Origin of the sequence: Paraburkholderia hospita, from assembly GCF_002902965.1 — a bacterium.
GTDB lineage: Bacteria > Pseudomonadota > Gammaproteobacteria > Burkholderiales > Burkholderiaceae > Paraburkholderia > Paraburkholderia hospita.
Genome location: NZ_CP026105.1, coordinates 794,397 through 812,256 on the forward strand (window position 1 = coordinate 794,397; position 17,860 = coordinate 812,256).

Annotated in this window: 16 protein-coding genes and 1 tRNA gene; 14 read left to right on the forward strand and 3 right to left on the reverse strand. The window is 62.9% G+C overall.

Annotated elements, in window-relative coordinates:
• Nucleotides 1-135 precede the first annotated feature (135 nt).
• Nucleotides 136-471: a hypothetical protein gene (locus tag C2L64_RS53045; RefSeq protein WP_131542596.1), complete on the reverse strand. Its 336-nt coding sequence runs from the start codon at nucleotides 469-471 to the stop codon at nucleotides 136-138.
• On the opposite strand from C2L64_RS53045, the gene C2L64_RS03515 reads away from it, so the two are divergent.
• Together C2L64_RS03515 and lolA are read left to right on the forward strand one after the other, a co-directional pair.
• Complete coding sequence (locus C2L64_RS03515; protein ID WP_090836108.1) at nucleotides 471-2,786, forward strand: DNA translocase FtsK; 2,316 nt, start codon at nucleotides 471-473, stop codon at nucleotides 2,784-2,786. The two genes, C2L64_RS53045 and C2L64_RS03515, sit on opposite strands and share 1 nt — an antisense overlap.
• Nucleotides 2,787-2,895: 109 nt before the next feature.
• The gene (gene lolA / locus C2L64_RS03520; RefSeq protein WP_090836109.1) at nucleotides 2,896-3,591 is read left to right on the forward strand and encodes an outer membrane lipoprotein chaperone LolA; all 696 of its coding nucleotides are present in this window, start codon (nucleotides 2,896-2,898) and stop codon (nucleotides 3,589-3,591) included.
• Between the two features lie 9 nt (nucleotides 3,592-3,600).
• Here the strand turns inward: lolA and C2L64_RS03525 are convergent, their stop codons facing one another.
• Entirely contained in the window at nucleotides 3,601-4,515 is a 915-nt protein-coding gene (locus tag C2L64_RS03525; protein WP_007743717.1) for a LysR family transcriptional regulator, read from the reverse strand.
• A 162-nt stretch (nucleotides 4,516-4,677) separates the two neighbouring features.
• Here C2L64_RS03525 and speB point away from each other — a divergent pair, with 162 nt between their 5' ends.
• From speB to C2L64_RS03535, 3 genes are all read left to right on the forward strand, one after another.
• Nucleotides 4,678-5,670, forward strand: coding sequence for an agmatinase (speB, locus tag C2L64_RS03530; RefSeq protein WP_007580603.1), 993 nt, complete (start codon nucleotides 4,678-4,680; stop codon nucleotides 5,668-5,670).
• Between the two features lie 227 nt (nucleotides 5,671-5,897).
• Complete coding sequence (locus C2L64_RS54725) at nucleotides 5,898-6,128, forward strand: hypothetical protein (protein WP_244144497.1); 231 nt, start codon at nucleotides 5,898-5,900, stop codon at nucleotides 6,126-6,128.
• A gap of 4 nt (nucleotides 6,129-6,132) precedes the next feature.
• Nucleotides 6,133-7,596, forward strand: a complete 1,464-nt coding sequence (locus C2L64_RS03535) for a tetratricopeptide repeat protein (protein ID WP_244144498.1) — start codon at nucleotides 6,133-6,135, stop codon at nucleotides 7,594-7,596.
• A 13-nt stretch (nucleotides 7,597-7,609) separates the two neighbouring features.
• Here the strand turns inward: C2L64_RS03535 and cytX are convergent, their stop codons facing one another.
• A complete protein-coding gene (gene cytX / locus C2L64_RS03540; RefSeq protein ID WP_090836110.1) occupies nucleotides 7,610-8,926 on the reverse strand; it encodes a putative hydroxymethylpyrimidine transporter CytX in 1,317 nt (438 codons plus the stop codon).
• A gap of 295 nt (nucleotides 8,927-9,221) precedes the next feature.
• Between cytX and C2L64_RS03545 the strand changes: the two genes are divergently transcribed.
• The 9 genes from C2L64_RS03545 to C2L64_RS03585 all read left to right on the forward strand — a co-directional run bounded on the left by C2L64_RS03545 (nucleotide 9,222) and on the right by C2L64_RS03585 (nucleotide 17,841).
• A complete protein-coding gene (locus tag C2L64_RS03545) occupies nucleotides 9,222-10,532 on the forward strand; it encodes a replication-associated recombination protein A (protein WP_090836123.1) in 1,311 nt (436 codons plus the stop codon).
• 93 nt (nucleotides 10,533-10,625) lie between these two features.
• Entirely contained in the window at nucleotides 10,626-11,924 is a 1,299-nt protein-coding gene (gene serS, locus C2L64_RS03550) for a serine--tRNA ligase (protein ID WP_090836111.1), read from the forward strand.
• A gap of 159 nt (nucleotides 11,925-12,083) precedes the next feature.
• Nucleotides 12,084-12,174, forward strand: a tRNA-Ser gene (locus C2L64_RS03555).
• Between the two features lie 306 nt (nucleotides 12,175-12,480).
• A complete protein-coding gene (locus C2L64_RS03560; RefSeq protein ID WP_007740295.1) occupies nucleotides 12,481-12,711 on the forward strand; it encodes a hypothetical protein in 231 nt (76 codons plus the stop codon).
• A gap of 550 nt (nucleotides 12,712-13,261) precedes the next feature.
• Nucleotides 13,262-14,587: a sensor histidine kinase gene (locus tag C2L64_RS03565; RefSeq protein ID WP_090836112.1), complete on the forward strand. Its 1,326-nt coding sequence runs from the start codon at nucleotides 13,262-13,264 to the stop codon at nucleotides 14,585-14,587.
• Nucleotides 14,584-15,327, forward strand: coding sequence for a response regulator transcription factor (locus C2L64_RS03570; protein WP_090836113.1), 744 nt, complete (start codon nucleotides 14,584-14,586; stop codon nucleotides 15,325-15,327). The genes C2L64_RS03565 and C2L64_RS03570 overlap by 4 nt, the downstream gene beginning before the upstream one ends.
• A 62-nt stretch (nucleotides 15,328-15,389) precedes the next feature.
• Nucleotides 15,390-15,776, forward strand: coding sequence for a response regulator transcription factor (locus tag C2L64_RS03575; RefSeq protein ID WP_007580620.1), 387 nt, complete (start codon nucleotides 15,390-15,392; stop codon nucleotides 15,774-15,776).
• 237 nt (nucleotides 15,777-16,013) lie between these two features.
• Nucleotides 16,014-16,493: a glycine zipper family protein gene (locus C2L64_RS03580; protein ID WP_007580621.1), complete on the forward strand. Its 480-nt coding sequence runs from the start codon at nucleotides 16,014-16,016 to the stop codon at nucleotides 16,491-16,493.
• A gap of 49 nt (nucleotides 16,494-16,542) precedes the next feature.
• Nucleotides 16,543-17,841 carry an efflux RND transporter periplasmic adaptor subunit gene (locus C2L64_RS03585; protein ID WP_103153713.1) on the forward strand — a complete coding sequence of 433 codons (1,299 nt, stop codon included), beginning with the start codon at nucleotides 16,543-16,545 and terminating at the stop codon, nucleotides 17,839-17,841.
• The last annotated feature ends 19 nt before the right edge of the window (nucleotides 17,842-17,860 follow it).

Sequence of the window (17,860 nt, forward strand, 5' to 3'; positions counted from 1 at the left end):
ATCCGTAAAAAGCGTCGGTCGGCGGCGAAACATCGGCTGCCATGACCGGCGGTACTGGCGTCGAGCCGGAAAACCTGCTTGACACGTTAGTTGGGTATCAGCGCCGTATTATAAAGGGCAGGGCAGGCGGCTGCTTCATGAAGCTTTACGATGAAACCGATAGCCGCTGACAAACGCGTAAAGCCCGGCTAAGCCCCATTTCAGCACCAAAACCGGCCAAAAACGCCCGTGTTTTGCCAAAAAACGTATGGGAATTACGACATTCCTGGCCGTTCGGCCAACGTTACTGTCATTTACAGCCTTGCACGCAACAGTGCGTTTACAATAGTCGCCGACGAACGACAGGCGGCTTGCCGGCAGGCTTCGGGTCAACTCGTCGGCGCCTGGATCGGTTCCGACGGTGAATTGAAGGGCAACGGGAACCGAACCGGAACCTGAAACCGCTGCAGGCCGCACACGCAACAGGCTCAATGGCAAAAGCTCCCTATTCCGCGAACGCGCAGGCATTGCCTCATCGCATGTCGCGCCTTTTCACCGAAATCCGCTGGATTCTTCAGGTGGCGCTCGGCGTTTTCCTCGTGATGGCGCTGATCAGTTACAGCCGCCGCGACCCAAGCTGGACGCACGCGGCGCAGGTCGATCACATCTCGAACTGGGCCGGCCGCGTCGGCGCCTGGACCTCCGACATTTTCCTTCTGCTTTTCGGCCTGTCCGCCTGGTGGTGGATCGTGCTGATCGCGCGCCGCATTTCGGCGAATTACAAGCGCATCACGCATCACGAAGAACCGGACGAAGACGCGCCGCGCGACCACAGCTGGCTCGCGGACGTGTTCGCGTTCGTACTGGTGCTGCTCGCGTGCGATGGCATCGAAGCGCTGCGCATGTGGTCGCTGAAAGTGCAGTTGCCGCGCGCGCCGGGCGGCGTGATCGGCGAGGCGGTTGCGAAGGGCGTCTCGCATGCGCTCGGATTCACGGGCGGCACGCTGGCGCTGCTGATCGCGCTGGGTATCGGCTTGTCGCTGTACTTCCGTTTCTCGTGGCTGTCGGTGTGCGAGAAGGTCGGCGATTCGATCATCAATGGTGTCACGCTGGCCAAGCTGCGCCGTGAAGCGGGCCGCGACCGCAAGCTCGGCGAAGCGGCGGCCGTGAAGCGTGAAGGCAAGGTCGTACAGAGCCGCGTGAAGAGCGAAGAACACGAGCCCGTCGTGATCGTGCCGCCTGTGACGAAGCCGGAGAAATCGGAGCGCGTCGAGAAAGAACGCCAGGTGCCGCTGTTCGACAGCCTGCCCGGTGATTCCACGCTGCCCGCCATTTCGCTGCTCGACCCCGCGCCCGCATCGCAGGAAACCATTTCCGCCGATACGCTCGAATTCACCTCGCGTCTCATTGAGAAGAAGCTGAAGGATTTCGGCGTCGATGTGAGCGTGGTTGCGGCTTATCCTGGTCCTGTTGTTACGCGTTACGAAATCGAACCGGCTATCGGCGTGAAGGGCAGCCAGATCGTGAATCTGGCGAAGGACCTGGCGCGCTCGCTTTCGCTGACGTCGATTCGCGTCGTCGAGACGATTCCGGGCAAGAATTTCATGGCGCTCGAACTGCCGAATCAGCGTCGTCAGACGGTGCGGTTGTCGGAGATTCTCGGCTCGGCGGTGTATGCCGACGCCGGCTCGCCGCTGACGATGGGTCTCGGCAAGGACATCGGCGGCAAGCCGGTGTGCGCGGACCTCGCGAAGATGCCGCACTTGCTGGTCGCGGGTACGACGGGTTCGGGCAAGTCGGTCGGTATCAACGCGATGATTCTCTCGCTGCTCTATAAGGCGAGCGCGGATCAGGTGCGAATGATCCTGATCGATCCGAAGATGCTCGAAATGAGCGTCTACGAAGGCATTCCGCATCTGCTGTGTCCCGTGGTCACGGACATGCGTCAGGCTGGCAACGCGCTGAACTGGACCGTCGCCGAAATGGAGCGCCGCTACAAGCTGATGAGCAAGCTCGGCGTGCGTAACCTCGCGGGCTTCAACAACAAGATCGACGAAGCGGCCAAGCGCGAAGAGAAGCTTCCTAATCCGTTCAGCCTCACACCGGACGAACCTGAACCGCTGTCGCGTCTGCCGCATATCGTCGTCGTGATCGACGAACTGGCTGACCTGATGATGGTGGTCGGCAAGAAGGTTGAAGAACTGATCGCGCGTATCGCACAGAAAGCGCGCGCGGCGGGTATCCATCTGATTCTCGCAACGCAGCGTCCGTCCGTCGACGTCATCACCGGTCTCATCAAGGCCAACGTGCCGACGCGGATGGCGTTCCAGGTGTCGTCGAAGATCGACTCGCGCACGATTCTCGATCAACAGGGCGCGGAGTCGCTGCTGGGCATGGGCGACATGCTGTATCTGCCGCCGGGTTCCGGTCTGCCCGTTCGCGTGCACGGCGCGTTCGTGTCCGATGATGAAGTGCATCGCGTCGTCGATAAGCTCAAGGAGCAGGGCGAGCCGAACTATATCGAAGGGCTGCTCGAAGGCGGCGTGTCGGGCGAAGGCGACGAAGGCTCGGCGGACGCGTCGGGAACCGGCGCGGGCGGCGGCGAGTCCGACCCTCTGTACGATCAGGCGGTCGAAATCGTCGTCAAGAACCGCCGCGCGTCGATCTCGCTCGTGCAGCGACATCTGCGTATCGGCTACAACCGCGCCGCGCGTCTGCTCGAACAGATGGAGCAGTCGGGGCTGGTGTCGGCGATGTCGTCGAACGGCAACCGCGAAATTCTGGTGCCGGCGCGCGAGACGGATTGATCTCCGACGCTTCATTCATGCGACTGATGACGGACAGCGGCACGCGTCGAGCGTTGCCGCTGTTTTGGTTCCGCGTTTCGGTCCGTATCCGGTAAAGGGAGAAAACAATATGCTGCAAATCGTTGGGTCTAAGACCCGTCTTGGCAGTCTGATGCGAACGCTGGCTTTCGGCGCATCGATGCTTGTCGCGTCGCATGCGTTCGCAGGCGGCACGGATCAACTTAAGCAGTTCGTGTCGCAAGTGCATGCGGCGCGCGGTGAATTCGTGCAGACGGAAGTGCGCGCACGGAGCAACGCGCAGCAACAGGCGAGCGGCGTGCTGTCGACGCAAAACGCGACGCAGAACAAGGTGTCGAGCGGCACGTTCACGTTCGCGCGTCCGGGCAAGTTCATCTGGGCGTATGAGAAGCCGTACGCGCAACTGCTCCAGGCCGACGGCGACAAGCTCTACGTCTACGACAAAGACCTGAACCAGGTGACGGTGCGCAAGCTGGGCGGCGCGCTCGGCGCGAGTCCGGCCGCGATCCTGTTCGGCAGCAACGATCTCGACAAGAACTTCACGCTGAAGGACGCGGGCGTGAAGGCGGGCATCGACTGGCTCGAACTGATTCCGAAGTCGAAGGACACGCAGTTCCAGCGCGTGGGCATCGGCTTTCGCGACGGCAACCTCGAAGCGATGGAACTGCACGACGTGTTCGGCAACGTGACGCTGCTGAAATTCTCGAACATTCAGAAGAACCCGCCGCTGCCCGCCGACGCATTCAAGTTCACGGTGCCGAAGGGCGCCGACGTAATCAACGGCTAAACGCCTCGTTCATGCCTGAAGGCCGGGCGACGGATGCGCGGCCTTCATATCGTCGATAAACGCATCGACGATTTCCGTCCGATGCTGCCGCATGCGCGTGACCATGTGAAACGCGACGCGGTAGCCCATCTGCTGCGGGTTCAGCGCGGCGAGCAAACCTTCCTTCACATACGGCGCGGCGAAGTGCCCCGGCAGATAGCCGAGGTGATGACCCGACAGCACGAGCATCGCGACGGCTTCCATGTTGTCGGCGACCGCGGTGACGTTGTGCGGCGTGGTCGACGCTTCGGCTTCGGGCAGCGGATAGCTGCGCCACGCCCATTCATGCTGGGCAGCGTCGGCGGGCGAGACATTGCCTGCCTGGGCGAAGAGCGGATGCCCCTTCGCGCAATACGCTAACTGTTCCTCGGAAAAAATCTCCGTGTATTCAAGTGACGGCACGCGATGCCAGAAATATCCGATGCCGATCTGAATCCGTCCGCTCAGCAGCAATTCTTCGAGCTCACCTGGCGAGCGCACGAGAATTGAGAAGCGTACAGATTCGTCCCGGGCGCGAAAGCGCGCGATTGCATCGCTGATTCGCGCACTTTCCGACACGGGCGTGTGTCCGATCATCCCGATTCCGAGCGTCCCGACCAGTTTTCGTCCGACATTTCGCGCTTGCGCGCCGAACGCATCGACGGCAGAAAGCAGCGCGCGCGCCGCTTCGACAAACTGTTCGCCTCGCGCGGTCAGGCTAAATCCGCTGCGGCCGCGCTCGCATAGCCGGTAACCCAAGCGGGTTTCGAGCGTCGATAGTTGGGTGCTGATCGTGGATTGACCTACATTCAAGGTAGCCTGTGCAGGCGAAACGCCGCCCGCGTCCACAATGGCGAGGAACACGCGGATCAGGCGAAGGTCTAGATCGGTGAGTTGGGAGAACATGCGGCAGGATACATCGGTGCGAATCGATGTGAAGTTTTTTCTGTTGGCATTTTATCTTCGCCGGAACTGCACAAAAATAAGATATGCCCCGGCGTCGCGCGCTTTGCGGCGGCTGGATTGAACGCTTTATCAAGATGTTGTGCTTTTCATTGGCGAACCACGATGAATACTTCCTCCAATTTCATTTCCCCGGACCTCACTGAGCGGCCGCAGCCGTTGTCGGGCAACGCGATGCCGCGCTGCGGCGGGATCGCCACCATGATGCGGCTGCCGAATGTCGGATCGGCGGAAGGGCTCGACGTGTGCTTCGTCGGCGTGCCGTTCGATCTGGGGACGTCGAACCGCACGGGCGCGCGCTTCGGGCCGCGCCAGATTCGCGCGGAATCGGTGCTGCTGCGCCCGTACAACATGGCGACGCGCGCCGCGCCATTCGATTCGCTGCGCGTGGCCGATATCGGAGACGTTGCGATCAATCCGTATAACCTGCTGGATTCGATCGGCCGGATTGAGCGCGCTTACGACGAAATCCTCCAACACGGCGCGAAACCGATCACGCTGGGCGGCGATCACACGATCGCGCTGCCGATCCTGCGCGCGATTCATCGCAAGTACGGCAAGGTCGGTCTGATTCACGTCGACGCGCACGCGGACGTCAATGACACGATGATGGGCGAGAAGATCGCGCACGGTACGCCGTTCCGTCGCGCGGTCGAAGAGGGCTTGCTGGATTGCGATCGCGTGGTGCAGATCGGTCTGCGCGGTACGGGTTACGCGGCGGAAGATTTCGACTGGTGCCGCGATCAGGGCTTCCAGGTCGTGCAGGCCGAGGCGTGCTGGAATCAGTCGCTGGCGCCGCTGATGTCGCGCGTACGTGAGCAGATGGGCGACGGCCCCGTCTACATCACGTTCGATATCGACGGGATCGATCCTGCTTTCGCGCCGGGCACAGGCACGCCGGAGATCGCGGGTCTGACGGTGCCGCAGGCGCTCGAAATCATTCGCGGCGCGCGCGGCCTGAATATCGTCGGCTGCGATCTGGTGGAAGTCGCGCCGCCGTACGATCCGTTCGGCACGACGGCGCTGCTCGGCGCGAATCTCGCGTATGAACTGCTGTGTGTGCTGCCGGGCGTCGAGTATCGGCCGGCGACGCGGTAAGTCATCCATCTTTCAGGCGCCTGCATGGCGCCGCATACAGCGTGCAGGGGGCGGTTCGCGGAATCGCCCAGAAAACGCCCATAACGTCTGTTATGGGCGTTTTCATTTCTGATCGCCGCGCGTCGCAATTGGGCGTCGCGACGGTAATTTTAAGACTAGTGAGCTAGAGACTGACTGCCCGCAACGGTAGGCTGCAAGGGGTTCTGGCGCGTTTTCAACCAGAATTTTTGGATAAATCGTCAAAAACGCGCGCCCGTGAGTCTTTTATCCCAATCAGTCTCTTGCAGGGTCAAGTTATGTTCGGCGATTTTCAGAATCTCGACGCCACAGTCGATCGCTTTTCAGTCGCAGTCTCGCTGTACGGTAAAGCCGATTTCAACGAAGCGTTGGCGTTGCTCGAACCGCTGTTGAGAGCGCAGTCGGCTGACGCGCAAGTTCTCAATCTGGCCGCCGCATGACTGCTTGTCGCTGGATCGTCTGCATGATGCACAGACCTATTGGCGTCGCGCGATCGCCATCCAGCCGGATTACTGCGATGCGTACAACAACCTCGGCGTCGTGCTCAAGGAATTGGGCCGTGTGGACGAAGCCGAGGCGTGCTATCGCAACGCGCTGACCATCTCGCCGAAGCACGTGGGCGCTTATGTGAACCTCGGGCGGCTCTATGCAGAACTCGGCCGCCTGCACGAGTCAGAATCCGCCTATCTGCACGCGCTCGAACTTCAGCCTGGTGACGGCAATACCTACATGAATCTTGGCGTGCTGTACCAGAATCAGATGCGTCTTCCCGAAGCGGAGGCTGCATACAACAGCGCACTTGCCGCCAATCGGAACGACGTCAACGCACATTTCAACCTCGGCGTCGTGCTCAAGATGCAGCATCGTTTCGTCGAAGCAGAAGCCTCGTACCGCCTGGCGCTCGCGCTTCAGCCTGATTACTTCGAGGTGAAAATCAACCTCGCGCATCTGCTGCTCAACGTGGGACGCCTGGAAGAAGGATGGGCTCTGTTCGAAACCCGCTACGATCCCGCGTGGCCGCAGCGCAAGGTCGCTCCGCCACCCGTCGATTGTCCGATCTGGCAAGGCGAGCCGCTCGCGGGCAAGTCGTTGCTCGTGTGGCCCGAGCAAGGGCACGGTGACAGCCTCCAGTTCTGCCGCTATCTGCCGATGCTCAAGGCGCGTGGGCTTGCGAAGCTGAGCATCGCGTGTTCGCCCGTGCTGCAGAGTGTGTTCGAGACGATCGAAGGCGTGGACGCGTGCATTCCGCTGGACGATGAACATGACATTCCGTCGCACGATTTTGTATGTCTGACGATGAGCCTGCCGCATCGTCTGGGCACGACGCTCGCGACGATTCCGGGCGCGACGCCTTACCTGCGGGTACCGCCGGCGCGTGCGGCGAAATGGAAAGGGCGTTTGCCCGACGGCGAAGTCAAGGTAGGGCTCGTGTGGGCCGGCGATCCGCACCCCGATCAACCGGCTACCAACGCGGTCGACCGTCGCCGTTCTCTAGATGCCCGCGCCTATTTGCCCTTGCTGCGCGTGCCAGGCATCACGTTCATCAGCCTGCAAAAGGGCACGACGACGCAGCCGCAAATCGACACGCTGCCGCCGGAACTGCGTCCGTTCGATCCGATGCACGACGTGCAGGATTTCGCCGACACGGCGGCGATCATCAAGCAACTGGACCTCGTGATTACCGTCGATACGTCGATCGCGCATCTGGCGGGCGCACTGAACAAGCCGACGTGGATTCTGTCGCGCTACGACGGTTGCTGGCGCTGGCTGCATGAGCGTGACGATACGCCGTGGTATCCGCGCACGCGTCTGTTCCATCAGACTCAGCCAGGCGATTGGGAAGAAGTGATAGAGCGCGTGAGGATCGCGCTCGAGCAGTGGCCGGCGTGCGAGCGCACGCCGGCCTGAAGGAGCAACGCGTTTACGCGTAAGCCTGCTTGCGCCCCGACACCAGCGCGAGATAACAGACCGCGCCGATGACCAGCGCGGGCAGCGTCGCGCCGAGATTCGGCAGCCACTGGTTGATCGCCTGATACGCGGCGATGCCGACCGCCCACGCGATGAACGCGCTCACATGCCAGCCGCCCGAGAAGCCGTAGCGGCCTTGCGTATCGGCGAGCGCGGCGGCTTCGATTCGACGCTTGCGCACGATGAAATGATCGACCAGCACCACGCCGAACAGCGGCGCGAACACCGAACCGATCAGCAGCAGGAAGTTCTGGTACTTCGCCATCGGCACGACCAGCGCGATCAACGTGCACAGCGCGCCGAATGCGGCGGACAAAAGCGGCACGCTCGCGCGCGTCCAGAACGTACCCGTCGAGACAGCCGCCGAATGCACGTCGGCGAATGCGTTGTCGATCTCATCGATCAGCACCAGCAGCAGCGCGAGGCCGCCGCCCGCTTGTGCGAGCGCCGTCGTCAGCAGCGCATCGCCGCCCCCCGCCGCCAGGCCATACACCGCGCCGAGCGCGTAGAACCAGATATTCGCAATGCCGTAGCCGAGAATCGTGCCGCGGAACGTCTCGCCCGGCTTGCGGCCGAAGCGCGTGTAATCGGCGATCAGCGGCAGCCACGACAGCGGCATCGCGACAACCAGATCCACTGCGCCGCCGAACGACATCTCGCCATTGCCCGGACGGCGCATCAGCGCGCCGAGATCGTGCTGCGCAAGAACGGCGTAGGTGAGCCACGCGGCGCCCGCGAGCAGCAGCCAGATCCCCCACGAGCGCAGAAAGCGCCGCACGAACGAAAGCGGGCCGCTGATCGCGAGCAGTGTGGCCAGCACGCCGAAAATCAGCGTCCAGACGAGCGGCGCCGAAAAGCCGAACGCCTGTTTCGACAGCGCATCGGCGGAATCTCGCATCACGATCACTTCGAACGATCCCCAGCCGACCAGCTGGATCATGTTCAGCACGGCGGGAATCGACGCGCCGCGCACGCCGAGCGTCGGGCGCAGCGACGACATCGCGGCAAGCCCCGTGTCCGTGCCGATCACGCCCGCGAGCGCGAGCAGCACGACGCCGATCACGCTGCCGATCAGGATCGCCAGCAACGCATGCGGCAGCGACAGGCCCGGCACCAGTAGCGCGCCCGCCTGCGCGACCAGCAGCCCGATGCCGAGCGAAAACCACAGCGCGAATGCGTCGCCCGTCTTGAACGCGCGGCGCGAGTCCGGTACCGGCTTGAGCGGCGCGTAGGTCGAACCGGCCTCGCCGGCGATTGGATCCTGAACCATCGAAATTTTCCTGTCTGTCGTTGTCGTGTCGGCCGTGCGTGCGTTCGGCCTTCTTGTCCGGCTCGTGCGGTACGCGTCTTGCGGACCGCTCATCAGAAACAGCCTATAACGTTTGCCGCGGGCCTCGCCGCGCGGCGGCTGTCATAATGCACAACTCTGCATGCGCCGCAGCCCGCCGGATGACGGTTTCGCGCGGTTGCATGCCGTTCAGGGCCAAGCCGTCGCGCGGCCGGTGCTGCATTCTGTGCATCGTGACGGTTTATACCCGAAAAGCCGAGATTATCCCCAAAACGCCATGTTCGAAGAAACCCGCGCCAATGTTCCGCTCGCCGAGCGCCTGCGGCCCCGCACCATCGACGATGTCATCGGGCAAAAGCATCTGCTCGGCCCGAACAAGCCGCTGCGCGTCGCGTTCGAGTCCGGCGAAGCGCACTCGATGATCCTCTGGGGCCCGCCGGGCGTCGGCAAGACCACGCTCGCGCGGCTGATGGCGGATGCGTTCGACGCACAGTTCATCGCGTTGTCGGCGGTGCTGTCGGGCGTGAAGGACATCCGCGAAGCCGTTGAAACCGCGCAGATACATCGCGCCAACGGCCATCAGACGCTCGTGTTCGTCGACGAAGTACATCGCTTCAACAAGAGCCAGCAAGACGCATTCTTGCCGCACGTCGAGTCGGGACTGTTCGTGTTCGTCGGCGCGACGACGGAAAATCCATCGTTCGAGGTGAATAGCGCGTTGCTGTCGCGGGCGGCCGTCTACGTGCTCAAGGGCCTCGATGCCGACGAGCAGCGCGAGCTGCTTGACCGCGCGCAGAAGGAACTGGGCGGCTACACCTTCACCGACGAAGCGCGCGACGCCTTGATCGGTTCCGCCGACGGCGACGGCCGCAAGCTGCTGAACAATATGGAAATCGTCGCGCGCGCGGCGGCGCGGCAGAAGAAGACGGAACTGGACGGTGAACTGCTCGCCAGCGCGCTGTCGGAAAACCTGCGCCGCTTCGATAAAGGCGGCGACGCGTTCTACGACCAGATTAGCGCCTTGCACAAGTCGGTGCGCGGCAGCAATCCGGACGGCGCGCTGTACTGGTTCTGCCGGATGCTCGACGGCGGCGCCGACGCGCGCTACCTGTCGCGGCGTCTCGTGCGGATGGCGTGGGAAGACATCGGCCTCGCCGATCCACGCGCCGCGCGCATCGCGCTCGACGCCGCCGAAACCTACGAACGCCTCGGCACGCCCGAAGGTGAGCTGGCGCTCGCGCAGGCGGTCATCTATCTGGCTGTCGCGCCGAAGTCGAACGCGGGCTACAACGCGTACAACCAGGCGCGCAGCTTCGTCGGCAAGGACCAGTCGCGCGCCGTGCCCGTCCATCTGCGCAACGCGCCGACGAAACTGATGAAGGAACTCGGCTACGGCCACGAGTACCGCTACGCGCACGACGAACCCGACGCCTATGCCGCGGGCGAAACCTATCTGCCCGACGGCATGCGCGATCCAAACTGGTATCAGCCGACGCCGCGCGGGCTCGAAGGCAAGATCGGCGAAAAGCTGTCGCGTCTTGCCGACCTCGATGCGCAATGGCGCAGCGAGAACCGCAAGAAAAGCTGAGCCGCGCGTTGCGCCTGACCCGACAATGCCGCCGGCCAGCCGCGCCGGTGCGCTAAAATCGCCCATTCACACAACGAACTGTCGCCCCTTCCCATGCTTGACATCCAGCTGCTGCGCAAAGACATCGACGGCGTCGCGAAACGCCTCGCCGATCGCGGCTACACCCTCGACGTCGCGGCTTTCTCCGCGCTCGAAGCCGAACGCCGCGCCATCCAGACCCGTACCGAAGAGCTGCAGGCGAAGCGCAATAGTCTGTCGAAGCAGATCGGCGGGATGAAAGGGCGGGGCGAGGACACGTCGGCGGTGATGGCCGAAGTGGGCGGACTCGGCGACGAGATGAAGGCGTCGGCGGTGCAGCTCGAAGACATCCAGAAGCGTCTGTCCGACCTGCTGCTCGGCGTGCCGAACCTGCCGCACGAAAGCGTTCCCGTCGGCAACGACGAAGCGGGCAATGTGGAAGTGCGCCGTTGGGGCACGCCGCGCCAGTTCGACTTCGAGGTGAAGGATCACGTCGACGTCGGCACGCCGCTCGGCCTCGATTTCGAAACGGGCGCGAAGCTGTCGGGCGCGCGCTTCACGATGTTGCGCGGACAGATCGCGCGTCTGCACCGTGCGCTTGCGCAGTTCATGATCGACACGCACACGCAGCAGCACGGCTATACGGAAATCTACACGCCGTACATCGTCAATCCTGAAATCCTGTTCGGCACGGGCCAGTTGCCCAAGTTCGCCGACGACATGTTCCGTGTCGAAAAGGGCGGTGGCGAAAACATGGTCACGCAGTATCTGATCTCGACGTCGGAAATCTCGCTGACGAACACGGTGCGCGAGAGCATCGTCGATGCAAACGAACTGCCCATCAAGCTCACCGCGCATTCGCCGTGTTTCCGCTCGGAAGCAGGCTCGTACGGCCGCGACACACGCGGCATGATCCGTCAGCATCAGTTCGACAAGGTCGAGATGGTGCAGGTCGTTGCGCCAGACACGTCGTATGACGCGCTCGAGCAGATGGTCACCCACGCGGAGACGATCCTGCAGAAGCTCGAACTGCCGTATCGCGTGATCACGCTGTGCACGGGCGACATGGGCTTTTCGGCGACGAAGACCTATGACCTCGAAGTGTGGTTGCCGGCGCAGAACACGTATCGCGAGATCTCGAGCTGCTCGAACACGGAAGCGTTCCAGGCGCGCCGGATGCAGGCCCGCTTCCGCAACGCGCAGAACAAGCCCGAGCTCGTGCATACGCTCAACGGTTCGGGTTTGGCGGTCGGCCGGACGCTCGTCGCGGTGCTGGAGAACTTCCAGAACGCTGACGGCTCCGTGACGGTGCCGGCGGCGTTGCGTCCGTATCTGGGTGGCATCGAACGCCTCGAAGTGAAGGCGGCGTCCTGAGCGAAGTGGCCGCTTCAGATCGATCCAAGTCCTCTTCAAGTTTCTGCGAAAAAGGGCTTGGAATTAAAAAACAGGTGTTCTATAATCTTTGTCTCACGCAAGCAGCGACCCGCTTAGTGTGACGCGACAAGACCACTTTGTTGGTAAGTCAAAGAATCTGGAAAGGTGGCAGAGTGGTCGAATGCGCCGGACTCGAAATCCGGTGTACAGTTATGCTGTACCGTGGGTTCGAATCCCACCCTTTCCGCCAGATGCAAAGCGAAACAGGCCCTTCGGGGCCTGTTTTCGTTTGTGCGGCTTTTAAAGCGTCGGCATTGCTGACCTCGCCAATACGCGAGGTCGGGCGTCGCAATTTACAATGCATTCGCGTTACACACGCGTCTTCCCGCCTTTTCCGTTTCGTCTTTGCACACGGCGCTTTAGCGCATGTTCTCCCGCACATCGAGTGTCACCCGGGCGTTGCGGGCGTCTGACTATTCTTCGAACGCTTGCGCACAGTTCCATTGGTATGGTTGTTGCGCGATAGGGACCATCTGTCAACAGGATGGAGTCCACGATGACGAAACCCAAGGGAGAAGAGAACACCGAGCCTAGAGATCCGGCCGAAATTCCGCCGAACGAACTCAGCAAGCCGATCGGCGATGCGATCCCCACGCCCGTCGAGCCAGGCCTCGATCAGCCATTGCCCGAAAAGCCAAAGACGGACGATAAGGATCCGGCCGAGCCCATAGGGGACGACGACCCGCCGCCGGGCGTTCCAACGCAAGGCCCGTCCGATTTTGCATGACCTCCAGCCCCCACGTGAGATCCCAAGGGGTCCCAAAGCAGCCCGAGATATTCAGATAAACCTTCGATCATTTCGGGTTGCGCATCAATCCCTGTCATTAAAACGCATGCTTCAATAAGCATTGCCCTACGAAGCCAATGCGATAACTGACGACCGCAAGTAGTTTTTCGTTAAGAACCGCCGTGAACCTTTACTAAGGCTTACTTTCTGCATAGGATGAAGTTGCATTTTTTTCCTCCCATTGGTGCGGAAGAGTGAAGAATCGGCCGCGATAATTGACTAAAAATGATATTAAATATTCGCAGTCCATATGAAGAATCGAGTGGTTTGTCAACGGCGATTTCATTGTCTTTTGTTTGCGGCAGATCATTAAACTCGTCGGTCGACGAGATGCATCACAACAAGACGTTGTCACGGTTTCATGCGTAGAGGCAGAGGCGTCGCGCGCCCGATTCCCGCGCCGTCGCCCGGTTGCGTTGCTAACAACAACGAAGGCGCGCGCACGTGGTCACGGCAGTTCGAGTGCGAACGTCTTGAGGAACGGTAAGCCATGCACATCGCTATTTCTGCTTTGACAGTCGCGGTGGCTGCAATCGTTGTCTGGTGGTCGCTGCACCCGCGCCGCGTCGCGCCGGAACGCGCCGGGGCGTCCGTGCATATGCGCAATGGCGTGTCTGTATCGATGATGCTCAATCGCGTGATGAATCCAATTGCGCGCAGTAAAACCATGCAAGGCGCAAGCGCCTTTTTCACGTTCGCGCACCGACGGCACGGCGCGATGAACGAACTCGCGGATGTAATCGAATGCCTGCCTGTGGCGTCCGTCGTGTTCGACGAACATGGCGTGATCGTCCTCGCCAATGCGCAGGCCGAACGTCTCTTCGACTATCGGCGAGGCGTGCTGGCAGGCGCATGTGTCGGCCTCGTTGCGCCGGCGCTTTCGCACGAGCACCGCGCAGGCACCGCCCATCCGGGCCGCCCGGCCGGAACGCGCAGTCTGCGTGCGCGCCGCCGCGACGGCAGTGAGTTTCCCGCCGAAATCGCCACGAGCGCGATCCGTTATGAAGGGCGCATCGCGACTGTCGCGTTCATCACCGACATGACGGAGCGCTTCGAACTCGAACGCAATCGCCGGGAACTGGCGCACCTGACGCGCATATCGACGATGGGCGAACTCGCCGCATCGCTTGCGCACGAACTGAACCAACCTCTGACGGCGATTCTCAGCAACGGCCAGGCTGCGCAGCGCTTCATGGATCAGTCGCCGATCGACCTTGCCGAAGTGCGCGACATCCTGAAGGACATCGTCGATGACAGCGGCCGCGCGAGCGAAGTGATCCGCCGGATGCGCGCTTTCGTGAAAAAGGAAGAGCAGCAGCAACTGACGAGTCTCGATGTCGGCGGATTGCTGCGCGACGTCGCGCTGCTCGTGCATGGCGACGCCGTCGCGCGGGGCATCCACGTGTCGCACGTGATCGACGATGGCTTGCCGCCCGTGCGCGGCGACAAGGTGCAACTGCAGCAGGTGCTACTCAACCTGCTGCTCAACGCATTCGATGCCGTCAGCGAGTGCAGCTCGTCCGATCGCGCGGTGGCGCTCTTTGCGCGACCGGACAGCGAAGGCGGGGTGCGCATCGCCGTGCGCGACCGTGGACATGGACAGACGGCAGACAAGCTCGAATGCATCTTCATGCCGTTCGTCACGTCGAAGCCGCAAGGCCTGGGCCTCGGGCTGTCGATCAGCCGCTCGATCGTGCAGATCCACGGCGGCCGCCTGTGGGCCGAGAACAATTTCGACCAGGGCATGACGTTCTATGTTGCGCTGCCCGCATCGCGCGATGTGAGCAACGCTGGCGTTGCGCAGGCGGCGTCATGAACGAAGCAGCCGGGCTCGTCTACGTCGTCGACGACGACTCGTCCGTGCGCCGCGCGCTCACGCGGCTCGTCCGCTCGGCGGGTCATGAGGTCGAGGCGTACGGTTCGGCGCGCGAATTCCTCGAGCATGCGTGTGGCGAGCGCACGCCCGCTTGCGTCGTACTCGACGTGCAATTGCCCGATCTGAGCGGACTCGAGTTGCAGCGCGAGCTCGATGCGCGTCTGCCCATCGTCTTTCTGACGGGCTACGGCGACATCGCGATGACGGTCGGCGCAATCAAGGCCGGCGCGACCGATTTCCTCACCAAGCCCGTTCGCGACGACGACCTGTTGGGCGCGATCGACCTGGCGCTCGCGCGTTCCATCGAAGTATCGAAGTCGATCCACGAACTGGAAGAATTGCGCAGCCGTGTCGGACGCCTGACAGTACGCGAGCGCGAAGTGATGAATCTCGTCGTGCTCGGCCGCCTGAACAAGCAGGTGGCCTGCGAACTCGGCACGGTCGAGAAAACCGTCAAGGCGCATCGCGCGCGCGTGATGCAGAAGATGGAAGCCGGTTCGCTCGCAGAGCTGGTGCGCATCGCCGACAAGGTAGCCGTCGCTAACCCCGCCAACCACGCCTACCCGGCGAACCATTTACCCGAGCCGCCGCGCACGGATTCCTCCGCCGATGCGCGCAAGCCAGCCTCCGGCCGGATACGGGACCAAGGTCCAATACCACCGACGCCCACAGTCTCATAGTCTATTGCTGAGACGTCGACGCACCGTTTGCGTGGACGTCTCGGCTCAATAGGCTAATCAGAATGGGCACAGACAAACCATTCGTCGTTGTGGTCGACGACGATGCGTCGGTGAGCAGGGCGATCAGGCGTCTGTTGCGCTCCGTCGGGATTGCGGCCGATACGTACACGAGTGGCGACGAGTTTCTCTACGTGCTGTCGGCCACGCCTTCGTATCGTCCCGACTGCGCGATCCTCGACGTGCAGATGCCCGGCGCCAACGGGATCGAGGTGCAGCGCCGGCTGGCCGGCAGCACCCTGCCCGTTATATTCATCACCGCCCACGACGACGCCGGTGTGCGCGAGGCCGCGCTCGCGGCGGGCGCGAAGGCCTATCTGCGCAAGCCCTTCAACGACGTGCTCTTCATCAGGGCAGTGTGTGCCGTGCTCGGCATCGCTGCGCCGCTATGACGCAGCGGCCGCTTCCCCGACAGAACAGTCCGGCACAGGAGCGAGCCTGTGTGCTTGCGCAAGATCATTGCCCCGAACGGCTTATTGGACCAAGGTCCAATTGTTTTCGACCTGGCCCGATTCCACACTCGACGCATCGGACTCACCAGGCCAGGTGACGCGCATCTGGATTTGTCCGCCGCGCGATGCGCGCAATAAGCGCGACGGACGCAACCGTACCGCTTGGAAAGATTCATGATGAAACGAGCTTTTAGAAAGACGCTGATTTTCGCTACGACGTTGCTGCTGGCAGATGCAGCAGCGGCACAACAACCTATCTTCTATCCCGCCAAAGGCCAGAGCCAGCAGAAGCAGTCTAACGACACGGCGCAGTGCCACAGTTGGGCGACGCAGAACACGGGCGTCAATCCTGCCGCGCTCGCGCAGAACGCTGCGAATCAGCCGCCGCCGCCGGGGCCGTCCGGTCAGCGCCTCGGCGGCGCGGCACGCGGTGCGGCAGGCGGCGCTGCGATCGGTGCGATTGCGGGCGACGCAGGCAAAGGCGCTGCGGCGGGCGCAATCGTGGGCACGATGGCGGGCGGCGCGCGGCAACGCCGTCAGGCTGCCGCTGCTCAGGAACAACAGCAGGCCACGCAACAGCAGGCATCGCAGCAGATGGCTACCTGGAACCGCGCGGTCGCCGCCTGCATGACGGGACGCGGCTATACGGCGCAATGACATGTCGATCGAAGGGAGCCGCGAGATGAATGGTCGATCGTACGTGGGCATGTCCGGGACGGGTCGGGCTGCCGTGCTGCATAGGGGCGGCGCTGCGGCACGTGCGTCACGCTGGCCGCTGGGGGCGGTGCTCGCGTCCGTGCTGTGCCTCACCGCCTGCAAGAAAGCCCCCACCGCCCCCCCACGCCCGGCCGTCGAAGTCACCGTCGTCACGGTGCGGCAGCAGGAAACGCCCGTCGATTTCGAGTTTACCGCGCAGACGCAGAGTTCGCGCGAGGTGGAAATCCGTGCGCGCGTCGACGGCTTTCTCGAGCGGCGCATGTACACGGAAGGCACGCTCGTCAAGGAAGGCCAAGTGCTGTTCGTGATGGACAGGAAGCCCTTCGAGGCCGCGCTGCAGTCCGCCAAAGGCGCGCTCGCGCAGCAGCAGGCACGGTTACTCGTGACGAAGCAGAACCTCGCCCGCGTGATTCCGCTGGCCGCGCAGAACGCGTTGAGCAAGAAGGACCTCGACGACGCCACGGGCAACGAGAAAGCCGCCGAAGCCGCCGTGATCGCCGCGCAGGGCGAGGTGCGTACGGCCGAACTGAACCTGAGCTACTGCACGATCCGCTCGCCGCTCCTGGGGTTATCGAGCTTCGCGCGCGTGCAGGACGGCAGCTATGTGACGCCGAACCAGTCGGGGCTGCTCACCTACGTCTACCAGCTCGACCCGATGTGGGTGAACTTCAGCATCTCCGAGAACGAACTGCTGCGCTACCGCGATCAGGTCGCGAAGGGCCTGCTGCGCTTTCCGCCCGACAACCAGTTCGACGTGACGGTCATCCAGGCCGACGGCTCGGTCTATCCGCAGAAGGGCCGCATCGACTTCACGAACCCCGCATTCAGCCAGGAGACGGGCACCTTCCTCGTGCGCGCCACGTTCGCCAATCCGAAGGGCACGCTCAGGCCCGGCCAGTTCGTGCGCGCGAAGGTCTCGGGTGCGGTGCGGCCCAATGCGGTGCTGGTGCCGCAGCGCGCGGTGCTGCAGGGCGCGAAGAGCCACTTCGTGTGGGTGCTCGACCAGGACTCGAAGCCGCATCAGCGCGTGGTCGACGTCGGTGACTGGCACGGCGACGACTGGTTCGTCAACGAAGGGCTGAAGGCGGGCGAGCGCGTGGTGGTCGATGGTGCGATCCGCGTGTCGTCGGATGCGCAGATCAAGGTGGTGAGTGCGGCGCCAGGCACGCCGGCCACGCCCACCTCTGCGCCGCCTGCGGCGAGCGCCGCCGCAGCGTCCGCGCCCGCCGCCACGCTGGCGCAGACGCAAGCGCCAGCGGGCGGCAGCGCAACGCGCCCGAGCCCATGACCGGCCCGATGACCCGATG